Below are 18,289 nucleotides of genomic sequence, written 5' to 3' on the forward strand. Positions count from 1 at the left end.
TCCGAGCCCGAAACGGGACCGGCGACTGGCGAAGCCAGGCGCAGTTCGAATCCCGCGGGCATGGGACGGCGCCCATCTTTGACGTCGGAAGCCGGACCGGCGTCCGGCGGAGCCTCGAACTGAAAAAACCAACCATTCGATCCAGGATGCCCTATATTGCTCCCAAGGAGCGGATCCCGAGATGGACCGACGGATCAGCCAGAGCCCAGGATGGTACGACCGTGAAGCCGGGACCGAGCGCCGGGCCCTGCGGGGGCGGGGGGATCGCCGGCGGCACCACCGGGCCATCCGCCTGTTCTTCATCCCCCTGGACATGCTGGTGCACAAGCTGCGCACCCGCACCCTGGTCGTGTTCTGAGGGGCGGGGCCCGCTAGGACTTCACCACGCCGTCGACGTACACCCAGCGGCCGTCCTCCCGGGTGAAGGTGCTGGTCTCGATGTGGAGGGTGCGGCGGCCATTGGCCTGGAGGCTGGCGTGGAAGGTGACGACGCCGGTGTCGTCGTCCTTGCCGCCCTTCTCCCTGCTGACGATCTTGAGGCCCACGCAGCTGACGGACTGGCAGTACTGCCGCAGCTCGTCGCGGTTCTCCTCGGCCCGCTTGGCCTCGGGCCGGGTGCTGATGAGGTAGTCCACCTTGCCGAGGGCGTAGGCCGAGAACCGGGAGCGCATCAGCGCCTCCGCCGTCTCCGGCAGGGCCGTGCCCGTATGGAAGGGGCCGCAGCAGCGGTCATAGGGCTTCTTGGAAGTGCAGGGGCAGGGGCGGGACATGGTTTTCCTCAGGGGGTTGCCACGGATGGACACAGATGAACGCGGATGGGGTGTCGTGGGGCTTTATCTGAGTTCATCGGTGTTCATCTGTGGCAGAACAGGTTTTCAGGCCTTCATCGGGATATGCAGGCCGATGGTCTCGGCATGCTCGCGGGCGGACTCGTAGCCGGCGTCGGCGTGGCGGAAGACGCCCATGGCGGGGTCGTTCCAGAGGACGCGGCTGATGCAGCGGTCCGCGCGCTCGGTGCCGTCGGCCACGATGACCACGCCGCTGTGCTGGCTGTAGCCCATGCCCACACCGCCGCCATGGTGAAAGCTCACCCAGGAGGCGCCGCCGCTGGCGGCCGTGAGGGCGTTGAGCAGCGGCCAGTCGGATACGGCATCAGAGCCGTCCTTCATGCCTTCCGTCTCGCGGTTGGGGCTGGCCACGGAGCCGCTGTCCAGGTGGTCGCGGCCGATGACGATGGGGGCCTTCACCTTGCCGGTCTTCACCAGCTCATTGAACTTCAGGCCGGCCAGGTGGCGCTCGCCAGCGCCGATCCAGCAGATGCGGGCGGGCAGGCCCTGGAAGGCGATCCTCTCCTGGGCGGCCTTGAGCCAGCGGATCATGCCCTCGTTCTGGGGGAACAGCTCCATCATGGCGGCGTCGGTCACCGCGATGTCCTCGGGATCGCCCGACAGCGCCGCCCAGCGGAAGGGGCCGATGCCCTTGCAGAAGAGGGGCCGGATGAAGGCGGGCACAAAGCCGGGGAAGGCGAAGGCGTTCTCGCAGCCGGCGCGCTGGGCCTGGGCGCGGATGTTGTTGCCGTAGTCGAAGGTGACCGAACCGCGGCGCTGGAACTCGATCATGGCCTCCACGTGGGTGCGCATGGAGCCGAGGGCCCGCTGCACGTAGGCCTCGGGCTGGTCCTTCCGCATCGCCGCGGCCTGCTCCAGCGAGAGTCCCGAGGGAATGTAGCCGTTGTACTCGTCGTGGGCGCTGGTCTGGTCGGTGACGAGGTCCGGCTGGAAGCCGCGCTTGAGGATCTCCGGCAGGACCTCCGCGGCGTTGCCCAGCAGGCCGATGCTGCGGGCCTCGTGGGCGTCCACGTACTGCTGCACCAGGGCCAGGGCCGTGTCGAGGTTGTCCGTCCACTCGTCCAGGTAGCGGGTGTCCAGGCGCTTCTGGATGCGGGTCTGGTCCACCTCCACGCACAGGGCCACGCCGCCGTTCATGGTGACGGCCAGGGGCTGGGCGCCGCCCATGCCGCCGAGGCCGGCGGTGAGGGTCCAGGTGCCGGCCAGAGTGCCGTTGAAGTGCTGGCGGGCGGCCTCGGCGAAGGTCTCGTAGGTACCCTGCACGATGCCCTGGCTCCCGATGTAGATCCAGCTCCCGGCCGTCATCTGGCCGTACATCATCAGGCCTTTCTGGTCGAGTTCGCGGAAGTGCTCCCAGGTGGCCCATTTGGGCACCAGGTTGGAGTTGGCGATGAGCACGCGGGGCGCGTCAGGGTGGGTTCTCACCACGCCCACGGGCTTGCCGCTCTGCACCAGCAGCGTCTCGTCGTCCCCGAGGTGCTTCAGTTCCTTCACGAGGGCGTGGAAGCAGTCCCAGTTGCGGGCCGCCTTGCCCAGGCCGCCGTAGACGACGAGGTCCTCGGGCCGCTCGGCCACCTCGGGGTCCAGGTTGTTCATGAGCATGCGCAGGGCCGCCTCCTGCACCCAGCCCTTGCAGTGCAGGTGGGAGCCGCGGGGCGCGGAGAGGACGGGGGCTTCGGATGCGGTGGACATGGGGGGCTCCGACGGAACCCCGTAGTTTCCCACGCCTCCCGACGGACGGCGATCAAGAACGCTTGAGGATGGCCAGGGCCCGTTCCAGCTCCGCCTTCATGGCCGCCGGACTCTCCGCGCGGTGCAGGCTCCCGTGGCCCGGCAGCACCCAGGTGAAATCGAAGGCCAGGAGCTTTTCCAGACTGTCAAGCTGTCGGGCCCAGCTGTGCCAGTTGTAGGTGCGGGAGGCCGAGAGCCGCCCCTGGACCGGGTTCCACCACAGGTGGTCGCCGGTGAAGAGGAACTCCCGGTACAGCAGGCAGACGCTTCCGGCCGTGTGGCCGGGGGTGGGGATGAGCAGGAGGTCCTCGGCCAGGGGAATGGGCTCGTCCCCCTCCACCAAGCGTTCCAGGCCCGTGAAGCCGTCGGCGGCGTGCATGACGCGCTCGCAGCCGAACCGTGCGTGGTAGGCCTCGTGGTCCGCCACGTCGTCCTGGTGGCTGAGGACCAGCGTCGAAACCCCGCCCAGGGTCTCCAGGTTCTTCATGAGGGGCTCCGCGGCCCGGGGGGAGTCCATCAGCACGTTGCCTCCGGGCCGCCGGATCAAGTAGCTCCAGGCGCCGAAGCTCTTGTCGCTGGTGTAGCCGCAGAAAAAGACATCGTCGGTCAGTGGGTGGGGGAAGGCCCCGGCGGCCGCGTGCAGGTCCGTCTTGTCATCGGTGCCGATGGAGCCCACGGGACAGGCCACCAGGGCCATGGAGGCCTGCAGGCGCGCCGGGCCTGCGGCGGGCTGGGCATGCACCTTCGCGTGGTCGCCGCCGTCCATGAAGGTCTCCGGCGCGAACTGGTAGCAGGTGCCGCAGTCGATGCAGGTGCGGTCCACGAAGAAGGGGCCGGGGACGTTGTCGGGCTGGGCGTCGGCGCGTCGGGCCATGGATCCCTCCGCACCTTGGATGCTAGCGGCCCACCAGACGCATCATGGATTCGGGGTACCGGGCACCGGCGGCGGCACCCGGCGGGAAGAGGCCGCTGAGCTCCACCAGCTCCCCGGGGCAGAGCACGTGGTCCAGGGCCCCGAGGTTCTCGTCCAGGCGGTCCCGCCGCTTGGTGCCTGGGATGGGCACGACGTCGCCCCCCTGGCCCAGCACCCAGGCCAGGGCCAGCTGGGAGGCCGTGCAGCCCCGGGCGGCAGCCATGTCCTCGAGCCGCGTGACCAGATCCAGGTTCTTCTGGAAGTTCTCCCCCTGGAAGCGGGGCGAGTTCCGCCGGTAATCGTCGGGTTCGAAGTCCTCGAAGCGCCGGAGCTGGCCCGTGAGGAAGCCGCGGCCCAGGGGGCTGTAGGGCACCAGGCCCACGCCCAGCTCCCGGCAGGCCTGGAGCAGGCCGCCCTCGGGATCGCGGGTCCAGAGCGAGTACTCCGACTGCACGGCGCTGATGGGATGCACCGCGTGGGCCCGGCGCAGGGTGGCCGGGCTCACTTCGGAGAGGCCCAGGAAGCGGATCTTCCCGGCCTTCACGAGGTCGGCCATGGCGCCCACGGTGTCCTCCACGGGCACCTCGGGATCCTGGCGATGCTGGTAGTAGAGGTCGATGACCTCCACGCCCAGGCGCTTCAGGCTGGCGTCGCAGCAGGCGCGGACGTAGTCCGGGCGGCCGCAGACGCCGCGGGCGGCGGGATTGGCCGGATCGCGCACGATGCCGAACTTGGTGGCGAGGACCACCTTGTCACGCACCGGGGCGAGGGCCTTCCCCACCAGCACTTCGTTGGTGTGCGGGCCGTACACGTCAGCCGTGTCGAAGAAGGTCACGCCGCGGTCCACGGCGTGGCGGAGGGTGGCCGTGGATTCGGCGTCATCCCGGTGGCCGTAGAAGTCCGACATGCCCATGCAGCCGAGGCCGAGGGCGGATACGGAAAGTCCCTGGGTGCCGAGGGTACGGGTCAGCATGGTCGCCTCCGGCCCCCAGTATGGCGCTAGTAGGCGACGGTGAAGCGGGCCCGGCGGTGCTTCGGCGTCTCCAGCTCGTCGATCATGGCGACGGCGAAGTCCTCCACGGAGATGGCGCTCTTGCCATTGGCGTCGGACAGCAGCCGATCGCCGCCGAGGCGGAACGTCCCCGTGCGCTCGCCGGGCGAGATGAAGGCGGCCGGGCTGAGCATGGTCCAGTCCAGGGCGGGATCCTTCCGGAGCAGGGCCAGGGCCTCCCGGGCCCCTTCGGCGGTGCCCTTCCACTGGTCCGGGAACTCCGGCGTGTCCAGGAGCTGCACGCCCGGAGCGACCTCGAGACTGCCGGCCCCGCCCACGACCAGGATGCGTGGGACGCCGGCGGACTTGGTGGCGGCGATGATGGAGCGGATGCCCTTCATGTAGTAGCCGTAGACATCCTCCTGGGCGTGGCCGCTGAAGGCGCTGAGGACGGCCTCCTGGCCGGCCAGCTCCGCGGAGAGCTTCGAGGTGTCCATCACGTCGGCCTTCACGGCGGACATCTGGGGGTGGGGGGCCAGGCGCTCGGGGCGGCCCACCAGGGCCTTGACCTGGTGCCCTCTCGACAGGGCCTCCTTCAGGAGGCCTGAACCGATGAAGCCCGACGCGCCGATGATCGCGATGTGCATGTTGCCTCCTTGGTGTGGATGGGAATCACCCCGCCGGTCCAGGCCACGGGCCGCCCCGGGCCCCCATGTATGGGACCGGAGCGCCGCAGGGGCAATGCCTGTCTCAGCGGTGCTCGACCACGTCCTTGGCTTCGAACCGCACCTTGGGGACGGCGGCGTACTTGTCCCCCTCTGCGCGATAGCCCAGGGGGCAGGCGCTGATGGTGGTGTAGCCCGTGCCCTTGAGCCCCAGGATGTCGTCGTACTTGGCGGGCTCGATGCCCTCGAAGGGGCAGGCGTCCACACCGAGCAGGGCCGCGGAGGTCATGAGGTTGCCCAGGGCGATGTAGGTCTGGCGGGCGGCCCAGTCCTGGATGATCGCGTGGCGGGGGCCCTTCACCAGATCGCCCACCATGTAGCCCTTGTAGCCGGCCAGGCTTTCGACGGAGACGCCCTGCACCTCGGCCATGCGGGCCACGAAGCGGTCCACGTCGGCCTCGGTGATGTCCACCTTGGCGGTGAGCACCACCAGGTGGCTGCAGTCCACCACCTGGGACTGGTTCCAGGAGGCCGGGCGCAGCTTCGCCTTGAGGGCGGAGTCGGTGACCACGATGAACTTCCAGGGCTGGAGACCGTAGCTGGACGGGGTGAGGACGAGGGCCTTCTCGATGACGGCCCAGTCCGCGGCGGAGATTTTCTTCGCCGGGTCGAACTTCTTCGTGGCGTAGCGCCAGGTGAGCTGTTCGAGCAGGCTGTCGCCGGAGATGATGCTCATGGGTGCCTCAGATTCAGGATGGGGATGGCGTTAAAGGGACTTCTGGATGCGGGTCCGGATCTGGTCGATGGGCAGGGAGCCCACGATGCGGTCCAGGGCCTGTCCGTCCTTGAAGATGACCAGGGTCGGCATGCTCAGCACGTCGTACTGCTCGGAAAGCGGGGTGTAGTCGTCCACGTTCACCTTGGCGAAGGCGACCTTCCCCTGGAGTTCCTCGGCCAGGGTTTCCGTGATGGGGGCCAGCTCCCGGCAGGGGGCGCACCAGGGAGCCCAGAAATCCACCACGGTGATGCCATGGGCCACCGCCTCGGCGAAGGTCTGGTCGGTCAGGTGCTTGATGCGGTCGGACATGCGCGGGCTCCTGCGGAATCCTCCCAGATTAGCGGATCCGGGAGGATTTCCGGTCATGACAATCGCATGAGAACCCAGCGAACTTAGGCCCCCTTTGCCCAGCGGGTGGCGGCGGAGGCGACGCGCTGGCCCAGCAGCTCGGCGCTCTTGCGATCCGCCGCATTGGGCTCCAGCTCAGGGGCCACCTGGCCGGCCTGGGCCATGATGCCCGTGAAGCTGCCGAGGCGGTTGATGCCTTCCTCGTTGTAGGGCATCTCGCTGTTGCCGATCCAGACCATGCCGTGCTGCATGGCGAAGATCATCAGAGACTGGAGGGTGTTCAGCTTGTCGCCGCTGGGGCTGCCGCTGATGGTGAAGCCGGCCGCCAGCTTGTCCTTCCACTTCCGCTCGATCCAGGGCTTGGAGCTGGCGTCCATGAAGGTCTTGAAGGGGCCGCTGACGTTGCCCATGTAGGTGGGGCTGCCGAAGATGATGGCGTCCGAGGCCTCGAGATCGGCCCAGTGGGCTTCGATCTCCTCCACGGGGATGAGCAGCGTCTTGGCGCCGGGGATGGTGTCCGCGCCGGCTTTCACGCTCTCCGCCAGCACCTTGGTGTGGCCATAGCCGCTGTGGAACACGATGGCGATCTGGGTCATGTGGGCTCCTTTTCGGGCGCTTGCATTCGATTGGCCCGTGACCCAAACTTAGGAAGCCTACGATCGAAAGGAAAGTAGGCACTATTTTGGAAGGTAGGCACCCAATGGTTCGCAAAGCCTGCACCCTCGAACACAACGTCCTCAGCGCCCACTGCCCGACCCGGCAGGCGCTGGACCTGATCGCCGACAAGTGGACCACCCTGCTCATCTACCTGCTCTCGCGGGGCAAGCAGCGCTACGGCGACCTGCACCGGCAGGTGGGCGGCATCAGCCAGAAGATGCTGACCCAGACCCTCCGCAAGCTGGAGCGCGATGGTCTCGTGTCCCGGCACGTCTACCCCGAAGTTCCGCCCCGCACGGAGTACGAGCTGACGAAGCTGGGCCACACGCTCATCGGGCCTATGGGCGCCCTCTGTGAGTGGGCGGGCACGCACCTGTCCGAGCTGGAGCAGGCCCGGAAGCGCTACGACCACCTCCAGAAGAAGCCTCCCCTCAGCGCCTGATGCTGTCCGGGGGGGAGGCTCCGACTCTGCGAGCCGCGCAGCGGAAGCAGGAGCCTCGCGGGAGCGAGGCGCTAGGTGGAGGCCTGCTCGCTTTGCTCGCGATGTCCCCCCGGGCCCCCGCGCTTCGGCCGGGCGGAGCCCGTCCTCAGCGCCTGAGATCCTCGGGCGTGTCCAGGTCAGCGGCGCCCTCCGGGAAGGGCAGGGTGGCCGCGGATTCCCGCAGCAGGAGGGCCTTGGCGCCGCGATCGCCCCGCAGGGCCAAGAGCTCCGGAAACAGGCGGCGGGGCAGCACGGCCGGGATGCCCACGGTTCCGGCATAGGCGCAGGCTGCGGGCCGCGACGGGTCGGTGGCGGCCAGGGCCAGGAGGCGGCGCAGGAGCACCTCGTCCACGGCGAGCTGATCCACCGTGAGGAGCAGGACGGATTGGGCCGCCGGCAGCGCTGCGATGCCAACCCGGATCGAGCTGGCCATGCCCTCCTCGGCTCCGGGGTTGGGCACGGTCCCGACGGCCAGGCCCTCCAGCCCCGGGTCCCAGGCCCCGGTCACGGCCAACACGGGCCTGCAGCCGGCCCCCAGCGCCGCCCGTGCCGCGCGGTGCAGGAGCGTCTCGCCAGCGATGGTCAACAGGGCCTTGGGGCCGCCCATGCGGCGCCCCGCCCCGGCGGCCAGGACCAGCGCAGCCGTCATGGGGGCGATACCGGGGTGCGGGTCGCCCGCAGGGATCCGCCGGCCCGGCCGTGGAGGCGGGCCTGGATCTCCGCCAGCACCGCCAGGGCGATGGTCTCGGGGTCCTCGGCCCCCAGGTCCAGGCCCACGGGGCTGTGCAGGCGCTCCCCGCAGTGGATGCCCTCCGCGGCCAGCTCGCCCACCAGCTTCGCGCTCCGGGCCCGGCTGCCCATGAGGCCGAGATAGCCCGCTTCGGTGGCCGCCAGCAGGCGCAGGGCCTCCAGGTCCTTCATGTAGTTGTGGGTCATGAGTACCACGGCGCTGCGCGGATCCAGCCTCAGCTCGGGGATCCGCTGGGCGGGGTGGCCCGCGAGCACTTGGTCCGCTTCCGGAAACCGCCCGGGCCGGGCGAAGGCGGGACGGTGATCCAGCAGGCCCACGGTCCAGCCCAGCTCCTTGGCCATGCGCACCAGGGGCCGGCTGTCGTCGCTGGCGCCCAGGATCCAGAGCGCGATCGGCGGGGCGAAGGTTTCGATGAAGCCGGATGCGTGCGTGTCGGGCTTGGGCGGAATGCTGCGCATTCCGAGTTGTCCAGGATCCAATGCGAGGTGGAGGGTCAGAAGCGTTCTCGAAGCCTGGGCCTGTTCCACCCAACTCAACCAATCCGGCAGCACGGCGGGATCCAGGCGCTCCACCAGGATGTCCAGCACGCCCTCGCAGCCGCTGCCGCTGCCCCAGACCAGGTCCGCATCGCCGCGGAGGTCGTAGCGGAGCAGGCGGGGCCGGCCCTCGGCCAGCACCTCGCGGGCCCGGGCCATGACCTCGCCCTCCAGGCAGCCTCCGCTGAGGGAGCCGCGCAGCACCTGTTCCCCGTCGGTCAGCAGGCGGGAGCCTGGCCGCCGGTAGCTGGAGCCCTCCACATGTAGCAGGGTGGCCAGGGCCAGCGGCGAACTGCTGGCCCGGACGAGCGCCAGGATGTCCTGGAGTTCTTTGTGCATGAGTGGATTATGCCGTGCGATCAAGCCTTGCGGAGCGCCGGAGGGAGCAGAGGCAGGCTGCGCAGGCGCTTGCCGGTGGCATTGAAATAGGCATTGGCCACGGCGGGCGCCAGGGGCGGCAGGCCCGGCTCGCCCACGCCGCCGGGGGGCAGGTTGCTGGGCACGATGTGGACCTCCACCTTCGGCATGGAGGGGAGCAGGAGGATGGGGTGCTCCGAGAAGCTGGATGCGGTCACGCGGCCGTCCTTGAGCGTGATCTCGTCGTAGAGTGCCGCGCTGAGGCCGAAGGCGATGCCGCCTTCCATCTGGGCCTTCACATTCCGTGGGTTCAGCGCCATGCCGCAGTCCACGGCGCAGACCACGCGGTGGACGCGGATGCCGCCGCCCGCCTTGGCTTCCACTTCGGCCACCTGGGCCACGTAGGTGCCGCAGTCCAGGTAGGCGTGGGCCGCGATGCCCCGGCCCCAACCCTTGGGCAGCTTGCGCTTGCGCCATCCGGCCTTGTCCGCGGCCAGCTCGAGCACGGCCCGGTAGCGCGCCGGATCGAACTCGTGCTGGCCCAGCTTCAGCGGGGCCTTCGGAAGGTGCCGGAGGCGGAAGTCCAGGGGATCTTTGCCCGCGGCGTGGGCCAGTTCGTCCAGGAAGCACTCGGTGACGAAGGGGTTGAAGCTGGCGGGCACTGCGCGCCAGAACCAGACGGGCACGGGCGTGTCGCTCTGGCCCCACTCCACCCGGAGGTTCGGGATGGCGTAGGGCAGGTCCGCGGCCCCCGCCAGCTCCGTGGCCTCAGGAGGCCAGGGGAAGTGGTTCGAGGCGGCGATGGAGGGCCCGGCGTAGCGGTGCAGCCAGGCCACAGGCTGCCCCTTGGCATCCAGGCCCGCCTCGAGCTCGTGGAGGGTGGCGGGCCGGTAGCCGTCGTGCTGGAAGTCGTCAGGTCGGGTCCACTGCGCCTTCACAGGCGCGCCGGCGGCCTTGGAGCATTCCACCGCATCGAGGATGAAGTCCGCCATGGCGCGGCGGCCGAAGCCCCCGCCTGCCAGGGTGACCTGGATCTCGATCTGGCCGGCCTTCAGGCCCGTGGCCTTCTCGACGAAGGGCAGGGCCATGCCCGCGGCCTGGGTGGGGGCCCAGATCATGCAGCGATCGGGTTTCACATCCGCCACGGCCACCATCGGTTCCATGGTGGCGTGGGCCAGGAAGGGCGCGTCGTAGGTGGCCTTGATCCGCTTGGCGGCCTTGGGCAGGGCCTGGGCGGCATCGCCCTCCTGGCGCACCACCTTCCCCGGCGCCTTCAGGCGCTCCTCGTACTGCTTCCGGATGGCGGCGCTGTCCAGCCTGGCGGCGGGCCCCTCGTCCCACTGCACCTTGAGGGCCTCCCGGCCCGCGAAGGCCGCCCAGGTGTCCTCGCCGAAGACGGCCACGCCGCTGGAGATGGCCTGCACCTTCTTCACGCCCGGCACCTTGAGGGCCGCTGTGGCGTCGAAGGACCTCACCTTGCCGCCGAACACCGGGCAGCGCTCGATGCTGGCCACGAGCATGCCGGGCAGGTGGATGTCCGTGGCGAACTGGGCCCTGCCGGAGACGATGTCGGGGCCGTCCAGCCTCGCCACGTCCCGGCCGAGGATGCGGAAGTCCTTGGCCGCCTTCAGGGGCGGCTCCGCCGGGACCGGAAGCTTCGCCGCCCGGTCGGTGAGCTCGCCGTAGTCCAGGCTCCGCTTGGTGAGCGGGTGCTGGACGCGACCCGAGCGCGCGAGGCACTCGGCCTTCGGCGCGCCCCAGGTGTCCGCGGCGGCCTGGAGAAGCATCTCCCGGGCCTGGGCGCCCACCTTGCGGAGCGCGAGCGTGGTGCTGCGGGTGGTCTGGCTTCCGCCGGTGACGCCGAGGTCGCCGAAGCGCGGCGCCGTGGAGGCCTGGAGGACCTTCACGCGGGACCAGTCCGCCTCCAGCTCCTCCGCGATGGCCATGGCCATGCTGGTGCGCACGCCCTGGCCGATCTCCGTGCGGGTGGCCCAGACGGTGACGGTGCCGTCCCTGTCAATCCGCAGCATGCCGCTGGGCTCGAAAGCCTCCGCGGGAGCCGGAGCCTGGGCGGCCCCCTTCAGCCGCACCGGCAGGGCGAAGGACAAGGTCAGGGCGCCCGTGGTCTTGAGGAAGTCGCGTCGGGTGGTGCTCATGGCTTCACCCCCTTTCCCTGGCCCGCGGCAAGGTGGATGGCCTCGCGGATCCGCAGGTAGGTGCCGCAGCGGCACACGTTCTCGCCCATGGCCTGGTCGATCTCCCGGTCCGTGGGCTTGGGGTGCCTGGCCAGCAGGGCCGCGGCGGTCATGATCTGGCCCGTCTGGCAGTAGCCGCACTGGGCGACGTCCGCCTCGATCCAGGCCTTCTGCAGGGGATGGGCCCCGTGGGGGTCCAGGCCCTCGATGGTGGTGACGCGCTGGGTGCCGACGTCGGCCACGGGGGTGATGCAGGACCGCGTGGGCTCGCTTCCCAGATGCACGGTGCAGGCGCCGCAGAGGCCCTGGCCGCACCCGAACTTGGTGCCGGTGAGCTTGAGGCGGTCGCGGAGCACCCACAGCAGGGGCATGTCCGCGGGCGCTTCAACCGTATGGGACTGGCCGTTGACCGAGAGGGTGTACTCCGCCATGGGCACCTCCATCTGGAATGGCGGTCCCCATGCTACGCCTTTTCAAAGGCGAGGGTGTGTTGTGAAAAATTAGATCAATCCGCCTTCGATGGGTACTTTGCGGATCCGCTTCCCCGTGGCGGCGAAGACCGCGTTCAGCACGGCGGGGATGGCCACGGGCACGGGCGGCTCGCCCATGCCGGAAGGAGCCTCGGCACTGGGGATGATGTGGGTCTCGATGAGGGGCATGTCGCCCAGGCGCAGCACGGGGAAGTCGTGGTAGCCGGTCTGGACGGTGCGGCCCTTCTCCCAGGTGATCTGCGAGAACAGCGCGGAGAGGCCGAAAGCGATGCCTCCCTCCACCTGGGCCTCGAGCCCTGCCGGGTTCACGACGAGGCCGCAGTCCACGGCGCAGGTGACCTTGTGGACCTTGAGCCGGCCCTTCACCACGGAGACCTCGGCCACCTCGGCGGCATAGGTGCGGCCGTCGTAGGCGTGGCAGGCCAGGCCCAGGCCGCGGCCCGCGGGCAGCTTGCGGCCCCAGCCGGCCTTGGCGGCGGCCACCTCCAGCACCTTCTTCAGGCGCCGGATGTCCGCCTCGTCGCGGCCGAACTTCACCTTCCCGCGGTCGCCCAGCAGGTCCAGGCGGAAGCGGAGCGGGTCCTTCCCCAGGGCGTGGGCGACTTCGTCGAAGAAACACTCCCGCGCGAAGACGTTGGGCACGATCTGGATGCCGCGCCACCAGCCCAGGGGCGTGGGGGCCTCCACCTCCGCGAAGTCCACGGCGATGGCCGGGATGGCGTAGGGGATGTCGTAGGCGCCGTTGGTTTCCGTGGATGCCTGCGAGGGGGCCTTCTGCCCGCCGGTCCAGGAGCGCCGCACCGCCGGGCCGGCGATGCGGTGGGTCCAGGCCGTCAGGGCGCCCGCGCCGTCGATTCCCGCCCGCAGCCGGTGGAGCGTGGCGGGGTGGTGCAGGTCGTGGCGGATGTCGTCCTCCCGGTCCCAGACCACCTGCACCGCGCCGCCGGCGGCCTTGGCCACCTGGGCGGCCTCGGTGCTGAAGTCCGTGCCGAGCCGGCGTCCGAAGCCGCCGCCGATGAGGGGGACGTTCACCTTCAGCTGCTCGGCCTTCAGGCCGACCGCCGCGGCGGCGCGGTCCTGGGCCCGGTTCGCCGACTGGCTGCCCACCCACATCTCGGTGCCGTCGGCGCCCACCTGGGCGGTGGCGTTCATGGGCTCCACCGTGACGTGGGCCTGGTAGGGGAAGCTGTACTCCGCCTCCAGGACCTTGGCGGCGGCCGCCAGGGCCTTGGCGGGATCGCCTTCCCGGCGAGCGTCGTCGGCGGGGCCCGCGAGGGCCGTCCGGCTCCGGGCCTCCAGGGCCGCGGAGCTGAAGTCCCGGGCGGCGCCCTCGTCCCAGGTGGCGGTGGCCGCCAGGGCGTCGCGCCCCTTGAAGGCGGCCCAGGTGCTGTCGGCCACGACGGCGATCCCCGTGGGCACCTTCAGCACGGCCTTCACGCCGCGCACGGACGTGGCCTTGGCCTCGTCCCAGCTCTTCGGCTGGCCGCCGGGAACGGGGCAGCGCAGCACGGCGGCGAAGCGCTGGCCGGGGCGGCGCACGTCGAGGCCGAAGACGGCCTTGCCGGTGACGATGGCCGGGCCGTCGAAGCGGGGCGTCCGCTTGCCCAGCAGGCGGTACTCGCCGGGCTTCTTCAGCGGGGGATCCTTGGGCACGGGCAGCTTCGCGGCGGCCTCCGCCAGAGCCCCGTAGCCCAGCTTCTTCCCGTCAGGGCCCAGCACGAAGCCCTTCTCCGTGCGGCACTGGGCGATGGACACCCCCCACTGGGCGGCCGCGGCCCCCTTGAGCATCTCCCGGGCGGCGGCTCCGGCCCGCCGGAGGGCATCCCAGGTGGTGCTCACGCTGGTGCTGCCGCCCGTGTTCATGGCTTTGAACTCCGGTCCGGGCTGGGCCGTGGCCACCTCGATCCTCGACCAGTCGAGGTCGAGCTCTTCGGCCAGAGCCAGGGGCAGGGCGGTGCGCACACCCTGGCCCATCTCCACCTTGGGCACCGTGATCTGCGCGGTGCCATCGGGCCGTATGGCCAGGAACGCGTTGGGATGGAAGGTCGCCTTGGCGGCCTCGCCCGGCCGGGGCTTGGCGTCGAGGTGGAGGCCCAGCACGAGCCCCGCGCCCGCGGCGCCCGTGACCTTGAGGAAGTCGCGGCGGCTGGTCATTTCACACCTCCCGCGGCGCGCTTCACGGCTTTCCGGATGCGGGGATAGGTGCCGCAGCGGCAGATGTGGTCGGCGAAGGCCTCGTCGATGTCGTGGTCCGTGGGATGGGCCTTGCGCTTGAGCAGGGCGGCGGCGCTCATGATCATGCCCGGCTGGCAGTAGCCGCACTGGGCCACGTCTTCGGCGATCCAGGCCTTCTGCACGGGATGGGAGCCATCCCTGGACAGGCCCTCCACGGTGAGGACGGCGTGTCCGGCGGCCTCCTTCAGGCTCGTCTGGCAGGACCGCACGGCCTGGCCGTCGACATGCACGGTGCAGGCGCCGCAGACGCCCTGGCCGCACCCGAACTTGGTGCCGGTGAGGCCCAGGGTGTCCCGGAGGACCCAGAGAAGCGGCGTGCCGGCGTCGGCATCGATGGTGCGGCTGCGGCCGTTCACGGTGAGCTGATAGGCTGGCATGGCAGCTCCCTCCGAATATCGTGTGACGAGGGTTCCACCCTACGCTTCCCGCCCCTGCGGCGCAACGCCGCCCTCGTCAGGCACGGGCCGGCGGGGGCACGCTATGCTGGGGTCCCCCCCTTCTGGAGAATCGGATGCGACCCCTGATCGCCGCCTTCCTGTCCTTCGCCGCCATGGCCTTGAGCGCGGGCCCCAAACCCCAGGTGAAGCTCACCACGTCCATGGGTGTGATCGTCATGGAGTTGGAGCCGCAGGCGGCCCCCCGGACCGTGGAGAACTTCCTGAAGTACGTGAAGAAGGGCCATTACAACGGCACCATCTTCCACCGCGTGATCTCCGACTTCATGATCCAGGGCGGCGGGTACGTGGACTACCTGGGGAAGAAGCGCACGGACGCCTCCATTCCCAATGAGGCGGATCGCGCCCTGGCGGCGGGACTGAAGAACAAGCGCGGCACCGTGGCCATGGCCCGGACGCCGGATCCCCACAGCGCCACCGCCGAGTTCTTCATCAACGTGGTGGACAACCCCAAGCTCGACTTCAAGAGCAAGGCCAACGCCACGACCTGGGGCTACTGCGTGTTCGGCCGGGTCATCAAGGGCATGGACGTGGTGGACCGCATCAGGGCCGTGAAGACCAGCAACAAGCGCAGCGACTTCCTGAATCTGCCCGTGAAGCCGGTGCTCATCAAGGAAGCTGTGCAGATCCAATGACGGCGAGGGCCTCCGCAGGCGCCCCCAGCTTGCGCAGGCTGCGCTCGAGGCGCGCGCGGTAGCGGGGCCACAGTTCCGCGCCCGCGGGCGCGAAGCCGGCGCGGTCCCAATCCAGGATCAGGGCCCCGTTGCCGGGCGGCAGCAGGATGTTCGTGGCGTTGAGGTCGGGAGACCAGAGGCCCCACTCGCAAAGCGAGGTGATGGCCTGGCGGATGGCCTCCGCGCGTTCCGCGCTCAAATCCCAGCGGCGCGGCCAGGCTTCGCCCGCGGACAGCCGGGTGAACAGCACACCCTCCACGCCGAGGCCGCTGGGGCGCCACGCGTAGCCCAGGGGCTCCACCGTGGGGAAGCCCGCCTCCCACAGCCCGCGGTGGACGGCGTACTCCGCGGCGAACCGGAGATGCGTGCGGTAGGTGCGGTCGTTGAGGTGGCGCAGCAAGCCGCCACGGCGGTAGGGCCTCATCACGAGATCGCCGATGCGGAGGATGCCGCCCCGGCCGAAGGCCCCTTCCATGGGCACGGCGTCTCCCGCGGGCGCCTGGCCGCCGGGCGTGCACACGCGCCAGCCGCCACCCAGACCTGGCAGCTCGTGGTTCACGCGGCAGCCCAGCGGCCGCAGCGCCTTGCCTGGTTCGTAGGGCCACGAGGCCGGCAGGGGGGGGACGATGTAGGGATCGTGGATCATGAGAATCCAGCTTGGCGGGTCCATGAGCGGAAGGCAAAGGATGAGTCGGTGAACGCTGTGGAACCAGCCCGCCGACACCTGTCAACCGCCTAGCCGGGAGAGGGTCTGCCACCAAAAAACAGCACGGACCCAAGTGGCTTGAGCTGAAAGGAATTCTTCCGGATTGCACCCCCGCTTCCCACAAAGGATGTGGAAATCCCGGTGGCGACTCCCGGTAACGCGGCGAGATTTTTCTCGATTTCTGCACGCGCCCCAGACGGGGTTTCATCTCCGCCATGCACCGGCCTCACCTATCCTTGAACCGTGGACGCGCACCCGCCTTCTTCCTTCATTCCCGCTGAGGCACTGGCCCGGAGGGCCCGCCTCGCCGCGGTTCTGGCCGCCATGGAGCAGGTGGCGCCGAGCAGTGAGCCCGCCGCGCTCCAGGCCTTACGCCGGGCGCTGCAGGGCGAGCCGGCGGACCCCGTCGTGCTCGTCCAGTCGCTGGTCCATGAGGAGCTGGTGGAGGAGGGAACTGCTCTGGTGCGCGCTGAACGCCGGACCGCTGACGGTACATGGGTCGCGCAGCTTACAGCGCTCCTGCTGCCGCTCGCGGCGAAGGCCATGGCGAAGCGCGAGGCGGGATGGCAGCTGGACAGCCGGCGCGCGGCGGTGCGCCTGGGCTATGCCAAGGAGGGGCAGGCCCTGGATTTCGACGAAGGCGATGTGCACGCGATCCTGTTGGAGGCGTTCCGCCTCGAGGGGTTGCGTCCTGCGCTGGACCTCGGCAAGCGCCCGCGGCCGTCGCTGCGTCTCGAGCTGCCGCTGCCGGAGGGCGCCGGAGGCCTGGCGGAGTGGGCGGAGGTGGTGTTCCGGCCGGAGCCGATCGAGCCTCCGGAGGCGCTGCTGGAGCGGTTGAATGGCCGGCTTCCGGAAGGTCTGCGGATCCATCGCTGGGATCCCCATCCCTCCTACGCCTCGCCGGTGGGCGAGCTTGCCGAGGCTTCCCGCTGGCGGTGGGCATGTCCTGCGGAGCTGGCCGATGGCGCCCGGCGCCGTTGTGCCGAGTTCCTCTATGCGGAGTCGTGGCTCTGGGAGAAGGGAGGCCGGGTCGAGGGCCGGAAGCAGGTCAAGCAGCTGGACCTGCGGCCGCTGGTGCTCGACCTGCGCTGGGAGGGCGACATCCTCTTCAGCATGACGCGCGCCAGCAGTTCCGAGGCGGGCAATCCCCTCAAGATCCACGCGGCCGTCCTCGGCCTGGAGCCGGCCGCGCTGCACGGCCTCTTGCGGCTCTCCCTGGACCTGCGGCCGGATCCGCGTCTGGCCCAGGCCGAGCGGTTCGAGCCCAAGCTCAAGAACATGTACGAGGATGCGGTGCTGCTCGGCGGCGGCTCGAACATCACCCTGGTGGACGACGATGACGACGAGCCCCTGCGCCTAGGTTGAGCCGGCCTCCTTGCTGATGGCCAGCAGCAGGCCCAGGCAGATCAGGCTGGCGATGAGGCTGTTGGGGCCGAAGGAGATGAAGGGCAGGGGGATGCCCTTGTTGGGAGCCAACGACAGCACCACGCTCATGTTCATCAGGGCCTGGACCACCAGGAGCAGCACGAAGCCCATGGCGCAGAGCTTGAGGAAGGTGTCGTTCACCCGCCGGGCGATGCGGTAGCCCCGCCAGAGGATCGCGATGAAGAGCGCCAGGATCGCCACGGTCCCGATGAGGCCCGCCTCCTCGGCGATGACGGCGTAGATGAAATCCGTGTGGGCCTCGGGAAGGAAGAAGAGCTTCTGCTTGCCGCCGCCCAGGCCCACGCCCATGAAGCCGCCGTTGCCCACGGCCACGAGGCTCTGGAGGGCCTGGTGGCCCTTGCCGAGGGGGTCGGCCGCCGGATTCAGGAAGCTCGTCACGCGGGCCAGCCGGTAGGGCGACAGCACCACGAACGCGGTGCCCAGGGCTCCCAGCACGGGGATGGCGATGGCGAAGATCCACTTGGGCGCGCCGCCCAGGAACACCACCAACAGGGTCACGAAGACGATGAGGAACGAGGTGCCGAAATCAGGCTCGCGCAGGATGAGGGCCAAGGGGATGGACATGATGCCCGCCAGGCCCAGGAGCTTGGGCAGGGCGTCGCGATGGCTCGACCAGGCCTCGCGGTGGCGCACCATCCATCCGGCGGCGATGAGCACGGCCAGGGGCTTGAACAGCTCCGACGGCTGGATGCTCATGGCCCCCAGGCGGATCCAGCGGTGGGCGCCGTTGATCTTGGGCCCGAAGAAGAGCACCGCCACCAGCAGCAGCACCAGGACGCCGTAGGCGATCTGGAGCGGGCGGGAGTGGTCCTGGAGCGGGGCCAGATCCACCTGGGAGAGCGCCAGCATGAAGGCGATGCCGATGACGCCGCCCAGGAGCTGGCGGGTCAGGAAGGCCGTGGCCGCCGCGTGGTTCTGGGAGGCCTTGATGGCGGAGGCCGAGTAGATCCACACCATGCCCACCGCCACCAGGGCCAGCGCGAAGAGCACCAGCCAGCGGTCGACGGGGCGGCGGACGTCGGGCGCCATGG

The 18,289-nt window shown here is 70.0% G+C and carries 20 protein-coding genes; 4 read left to right on the forward strand and 16 right to left on the reverse strand.

From position 1 onward, the window contains the following. Window positions 1–181: 181 nt before the first annotated feature. A complete protein-coding gene (locus G398_RS20860) occupies window positions 182–358 on the forward strand; it encodes a hypothetical protein (protein WP_157492392.1) in 177 nt (58 codons plus the stop codon). A 13-nt stretch (window positions 359–371) separates the two neighbouring features. On the opposite strand, the gene G398_RS0111170 is transcribed toward G398_RS20860, so the two are convergent. From G398_RS0111170 to G398_RS0111205, 8 genes are all read right to left on the reverse strand, one after another. After that, the gene (locus G398_RS0111170; protein WP_043484862.1) at window positions 372–770 is read right to left on the reverse strand and encodes a YchJ family protein; all 399 of its coding nucleotides are present in this window, start codon (window positions 768–770) and stop codon (window positions 372–374) included. A 105-nt stretch (window positions 771–875) separates the two neighbouring features. Further along, window positions 876–2,540, reverse strand: a complete 1,665-nt coding sequence (gene hutU / locus G398_RS0111175) for a urocanate hydratase (RefSeq protein ID WP_026853648.1) — start codon at window positions 2,538–2,540, stop codon at window positions 876–878. A 52-nt stretch (window positions 2,541–2,592) separates the two neighbouring features. After that, the gene (locus G398_RS0111180) at window positions 2,593–3,453 is read right to left on the reverse strand and encodes an MBL fold metallo-hydrolase (RefSeq protein WP_026853649.1); all 861 of its coding nucleotides are present in this window, start codon (window positions 3,451–3,453) and stop codon (window positions 2,593–2,595) included. Between the two features lie 22 nt (window positions 3,454–3,475). Continuing rightward, the gene (locus tag G398_RS0111185; protein WP_026853650.1) at window positions 3,476–4,465 is read right to left on the reverse strand and encodes an aldo/keto reductase; all 990 of its coding nucleotides are present in this window, start codon (window positions 4,463–4,465) and stop codon (window positions 3,476–3,478) included. A gap of 26 nt (window positions 4,466–4,491) precedes the next feature. Next, complete coding sequence (locus tag G398_RS0111190) at window positions 4,492–5,130, reverse strand: NAD(P)-dependent oxidoreductase (RefSeq protein ID WP_026853651.1); 639 nt, start codon at window positions 5,128–5,130, stop codon at window positions 4,492–4,494. A gap of 103 nt (window positions 5,131–5,233) precedes the next feature. Then, window positions 5,234–5,884, reverse strand: coding sequence for an NAD(P)H-dependent oxidoreductase (locus G398_RS0111195; RefSeq protein WP_026853652.1), 651 nt, complete (start codon window positions 5,882–5,884; stop codon window positions 5,234–5,236). Between the two features lie 30 nt (window positions 5,885–5,914). Then, a complete protein-coding gene (trxA, locus tag G398_RS0111200; protein ID WP_026853653.1) occupies window positions 5,915–6,235 on the reverse strand; it encodes a thioredoxin in 321 nt (106 codons plus the stop codon). Window positions 6,236–6,318: 83 nt separating this feature from the next. Continuing rightward, complete coding sequence (locus G398_RS0111205; protein WP_026853654.1) at window positions 6,319–6,870, reverse strand: flavodoxin family protein; 552 nt, start codon at window positions 6,868–6,870, stop codon at window positions 6,319–6,321. Between the two features lie 104 nt (window positions 6,871–6,974). Between G398_RS0111205 and G398_RS17960 the strand changes: the two genes are divergently transcribed. Beyond that, window positions 6,975–7,373: a winged helix-turn-helix transcriptional regulator gene (locus tag G398_RS17960; protein ID WP_043484865.1), complete on the forward strand. Its 399-nt coding sequence runs from the start codon at window positions 6,975–6,977 to the stop codon at window positions 7,371–7,373. Window positions 7,374–7,518: 145 nt separating this feature from the next. Here G398_RS17960 and G398_RS0111215 read toward each other — a convergent pair whose 3' ends face one another. From G398_RS0111215 to G398_RS0111240, 6 genes are all read right to left on the reverse strand, one after another. Further along, on the reverse strand, window positions 7,519–8,061 hold the full coding sequence (locus G398_RS0111215) for a nucleotidyltransferase family protein (protein ID WP_026853655.1): 543 nt from the start codon (window positions 8,059–8,061) through the stop codon (window positions 7,519–7,521). Further along, complete coding sequence (locus G398_RS0111220; RefSeq protein ID WP_026853656.1) at window positions 8,058–9,038, reverse strand: XdhC family protein; 981 nt, start codon at window positions 9,036–9,038, stop codon at window positions 8,058–8,060. The genes G398_RS0111215 and G398_RS0111220 overlap by 4 nt, the downstream gene beginning before the upstream one ends. A gap of 20 nt (window positions 9,039–9,058) precedes the next feature. Beyond that, window positions 9,059–11,212, reverse strand: coding sequence for a xanthine dehydrogenase family protein molybdopterin-binding subunit (locus G398_RS0111225; protein WP_026853657.1), 2,154 nt, complete (start codon window positions 11,210–11,212; stop codon window positions 9,059–9,061). Next, a complete protein-coding gene (locus G398_RS0111230; protein ID WP_026853658.1) occupies window positions 11,209–11,682 on the reverse strand; it encodes a (2Fe-2S)-binding protein in 474 nt (157 codons plus the stop codon). The genes G398_RS0111225 and G398_RS0111230 overlap by 4 nt, the downstream gene beginning before the upstream one ends. Before the next feature lie 69 nt (window positions 11,683–11,751). Then, window positions 11,752–13,896, reverse strand: a complete 2,145-nt coding sequence (locus G398_RS22005; RefSeq protein WP_043484868.1) for a xanthine dehydrogenase family protein molybdopterin-binding subunit — start codon at window positions 13,894–13,896, stop codon at window positions 11,752–11,754. After that, window positions 13,893–14,354, reverse strand: a complete 462-nt coding sequence (locus G398_RS0111240) for a (2Fe-2S)-binding protein (protein ID WP_026853659.1) — start codon at window positions 14,352–14,354, stop codon at window positions 13,893–13,895. Before G398_RS0111240 ends, G398_RS22005 begins: the two co-directional genes overlap by 4 nt. A gap of 134 nt (window positions 14,355–14,488) precedes the next feature. Between G398_RS0111240 and G398_RS0111245 the strand changes: the two genes are divergently transcribed. Next, on the forward strand, window positions 14,489–15,067 hold the full coding sequence (locus tag G398_RS0111245; protein WP_026853660.1) for a peptidylprolyl isomerase: 579 nt from the start codon (window positions 14,489–14,491) through the stop codon (window positions 15,065–15,067). Here the strand turns inward: G398_RS0111245 and G398_RS0111250 are convergent. Further along, window positions 15,042–15,752, reverse strand: a complete 711-nt coding sequence (locus G398_RS0111250) for a protein kinase family protein (protein ID WP_026853661.1) — start codon at window positions 15,750–15,752, stop codon at window positions 15,042–15,044. The two genes, G398_RS0111245 and G398_RS0111250, sit on opposite strands and share 26 nt — an antisense overlap. Window positions 15,753–16,145: 393 nt before the next feature. On the opposite strand from G398_RS0111250, the gene G398_RS0111255 reads away from it, so the two are divergent. Continuing rightward, complete coding sequence (locus tag G398_RS0111255) at window positions 16,146–17,177, forward strand: DUF2344 domain-containing protein (RefSeq protein ID WP_169720657.1); 1,032 nt, start codon at window positions 16,146–16,148, stop codon at window positions 17,175–17,177. Here the strand turns inward: G398_RS0111255 and ftsW are convergent. After that, a complete protein-coding gene (ftsW, locus tag G398_RS0111260) occupies window positions 17,169–18,287 on the reverse strand; it encodes a putative lipid II flippase FtsW (RefSeq protein ID WP_026853663.1) in 1,119 nt (372 codons plus the stop codon). The two genes, G398_RS0111255 and ftsW, sit on opposite strands and share 9 nt — an antisense overlap. Between the last annotated feature and the right edge of the window lie 2 nt (window positions 18,288–18,289).

Origin of the sequence: Geothrix fermentans DSM 14018, from assembly GCF_000428885.1 — a bacterium.
Taxonomy (GTDB): Bacteria; Acidobacteriota; Holophagae; order Holophagales; family Holophagaceae; genus Geothrix; species Geothrix fermentans.

What these genes read in the sequence shown, in the direction of transcription:
- G398_RS0111185 (WP_026853650.1), bottom strand. Translation starts at nt 4,465, where the DNA reads ATGCTGACCCGTACCCTCGGCACCCAGGGACTTTCCGTATCCGCCCTC.
- G398_RS17960 (WP_043484865.1), top strand. Translation starts at nt 6,975, where the DNA reads ATGGTTCGCAAAGCCTGCACCCTCGAACACAACGTCCTCAGCGCCCAC.
- ftsW (WP_026853663.1), bottom strand. Translation starts at nt 18,287, where the DNA reads ATGGCGCCCGACGTCCGCCGCCCCGTCGACCGCTGGCTGGTGCTCTTC.
- G398_RS0111195 (WP_026853652.1), bottom strand. Translation starts at nt 5,884, where the DNA reads ATGAGCATCATCTCCGGCGACAGCCTGCTCGAACAGCTCACCTGGCGC.
- G398_RS20860 (WP_157492392.1), top strand. Translation starts at nt 182, where the DNA reads ATGGACCGACGGATCAGCCAGAGCCCAGGATGGTACGACCGTGAAGCC.
- G398_RS0111230 (WP_026853658.1), bottom strand. Translation starts at nt 11,682, where the DNA reads ATGGCGGAGTACACCCTCTCGGTCAACGGCCAGTCCCATACGGTTGAA.
- G398_RS0111225 (WP_026853657.1), bottom strand. Translation starts at nt 11,212, where the DNA reads ATGAGCACCACCCGACGCGACTTCCTCAAGACCACGGGCGCCCTGACC.
- G398_RS22005 (WP_043484868.1), bottom strand. Translation starts at nt 13,896, where the DNA reads ATGACCAGCCGCCGCGACTTCCTCAAGGTCACGGGCGCCGCGGGCGCG.
- G398_RS0111190 (WP_026853651.1), bottom strand. Translation starts at nt 5,130, where the DNA reads ATGCACATCGCGATCATCGGCGCGTCGGGCTTCATCGGTTCAGGCCTC.
- G398_RS0111240 (WP_026853659.1), bottom strand. Translation starts at nt 14,354, where the DNA reads ATGCCAGCCTATCAGCTCACCGTGAACGGCCGCAGCCGCACCATCGAT.
- G398_RS0111220 (WP_026853656.1), bottom strand. Translation starts at nt 9,038, where the DNA reads ATGCACAAAGAACTCCAGGACATCCTGGCGCTCGTCCGGGCCAGCAGT.
- G398_RS0111245 (WP_026853660.1), top strand. Translation starts at nt 14,489, where the DNA reads ATGCGACCCCTGATCGCCGCCTTCCTGTCCTTCGCCGCCATGGCCTTG.
- G398_RS0111250 (WP_026853661.1), bottom strand. Translation starts at nt 15,752, where the DNA reads ATGATCCACGATCCCTACATCGTCCCCCCCCTGCCGGCCTCGTGGCCC.
- G398_RS0111180 (WP_026853649.1), bottom strand. Translation starts at nt 3,453, where the DNA reads ATGGCCCGACGCGCCGACGCCCAGCCCGACAACGTCCCCGGCCCCTTC.
- trxA (WP_026853653.1), bottom strand. Translation starts at nt 6,235, where the DNA reads ATGTCCGACCGCATCAAGCACCTGACCGACCAGACCTTCGCCGAGGCG.
- G398_RS0111170 (WP_043484862.1), bottom strand. Translation starts at nt 770, where the DNA reads ATGTCCCGCCCCTGCCCCTGCACTTCCAAGAAGCCCTATGACCGCTGC.
- hutU (WP_026853648.1), bottom strand. Translation starts at nt 2,540, where the DNA reads ATGTCCACCGCATCCGAAGCCCCCGTCCTCTCCGCGCCCCGCGGCTCC.
- G398_RS0111215 (WP_026853655.1), bottom strand. Translation starts at nt 8,061, where the DNA reads ATGACGGCTGCGCTGGTCCTGGCCGCCGGGGCGGGGCGCCGCATGGGC.
- G398_RS0111205 (WP_026853654.1), bottom strand. Translation starts at nt 6,870, where the DNA reads ATGACCCAGATCGCCATCGTGTTCCACAGCGGCTATGGCCACACCAAG.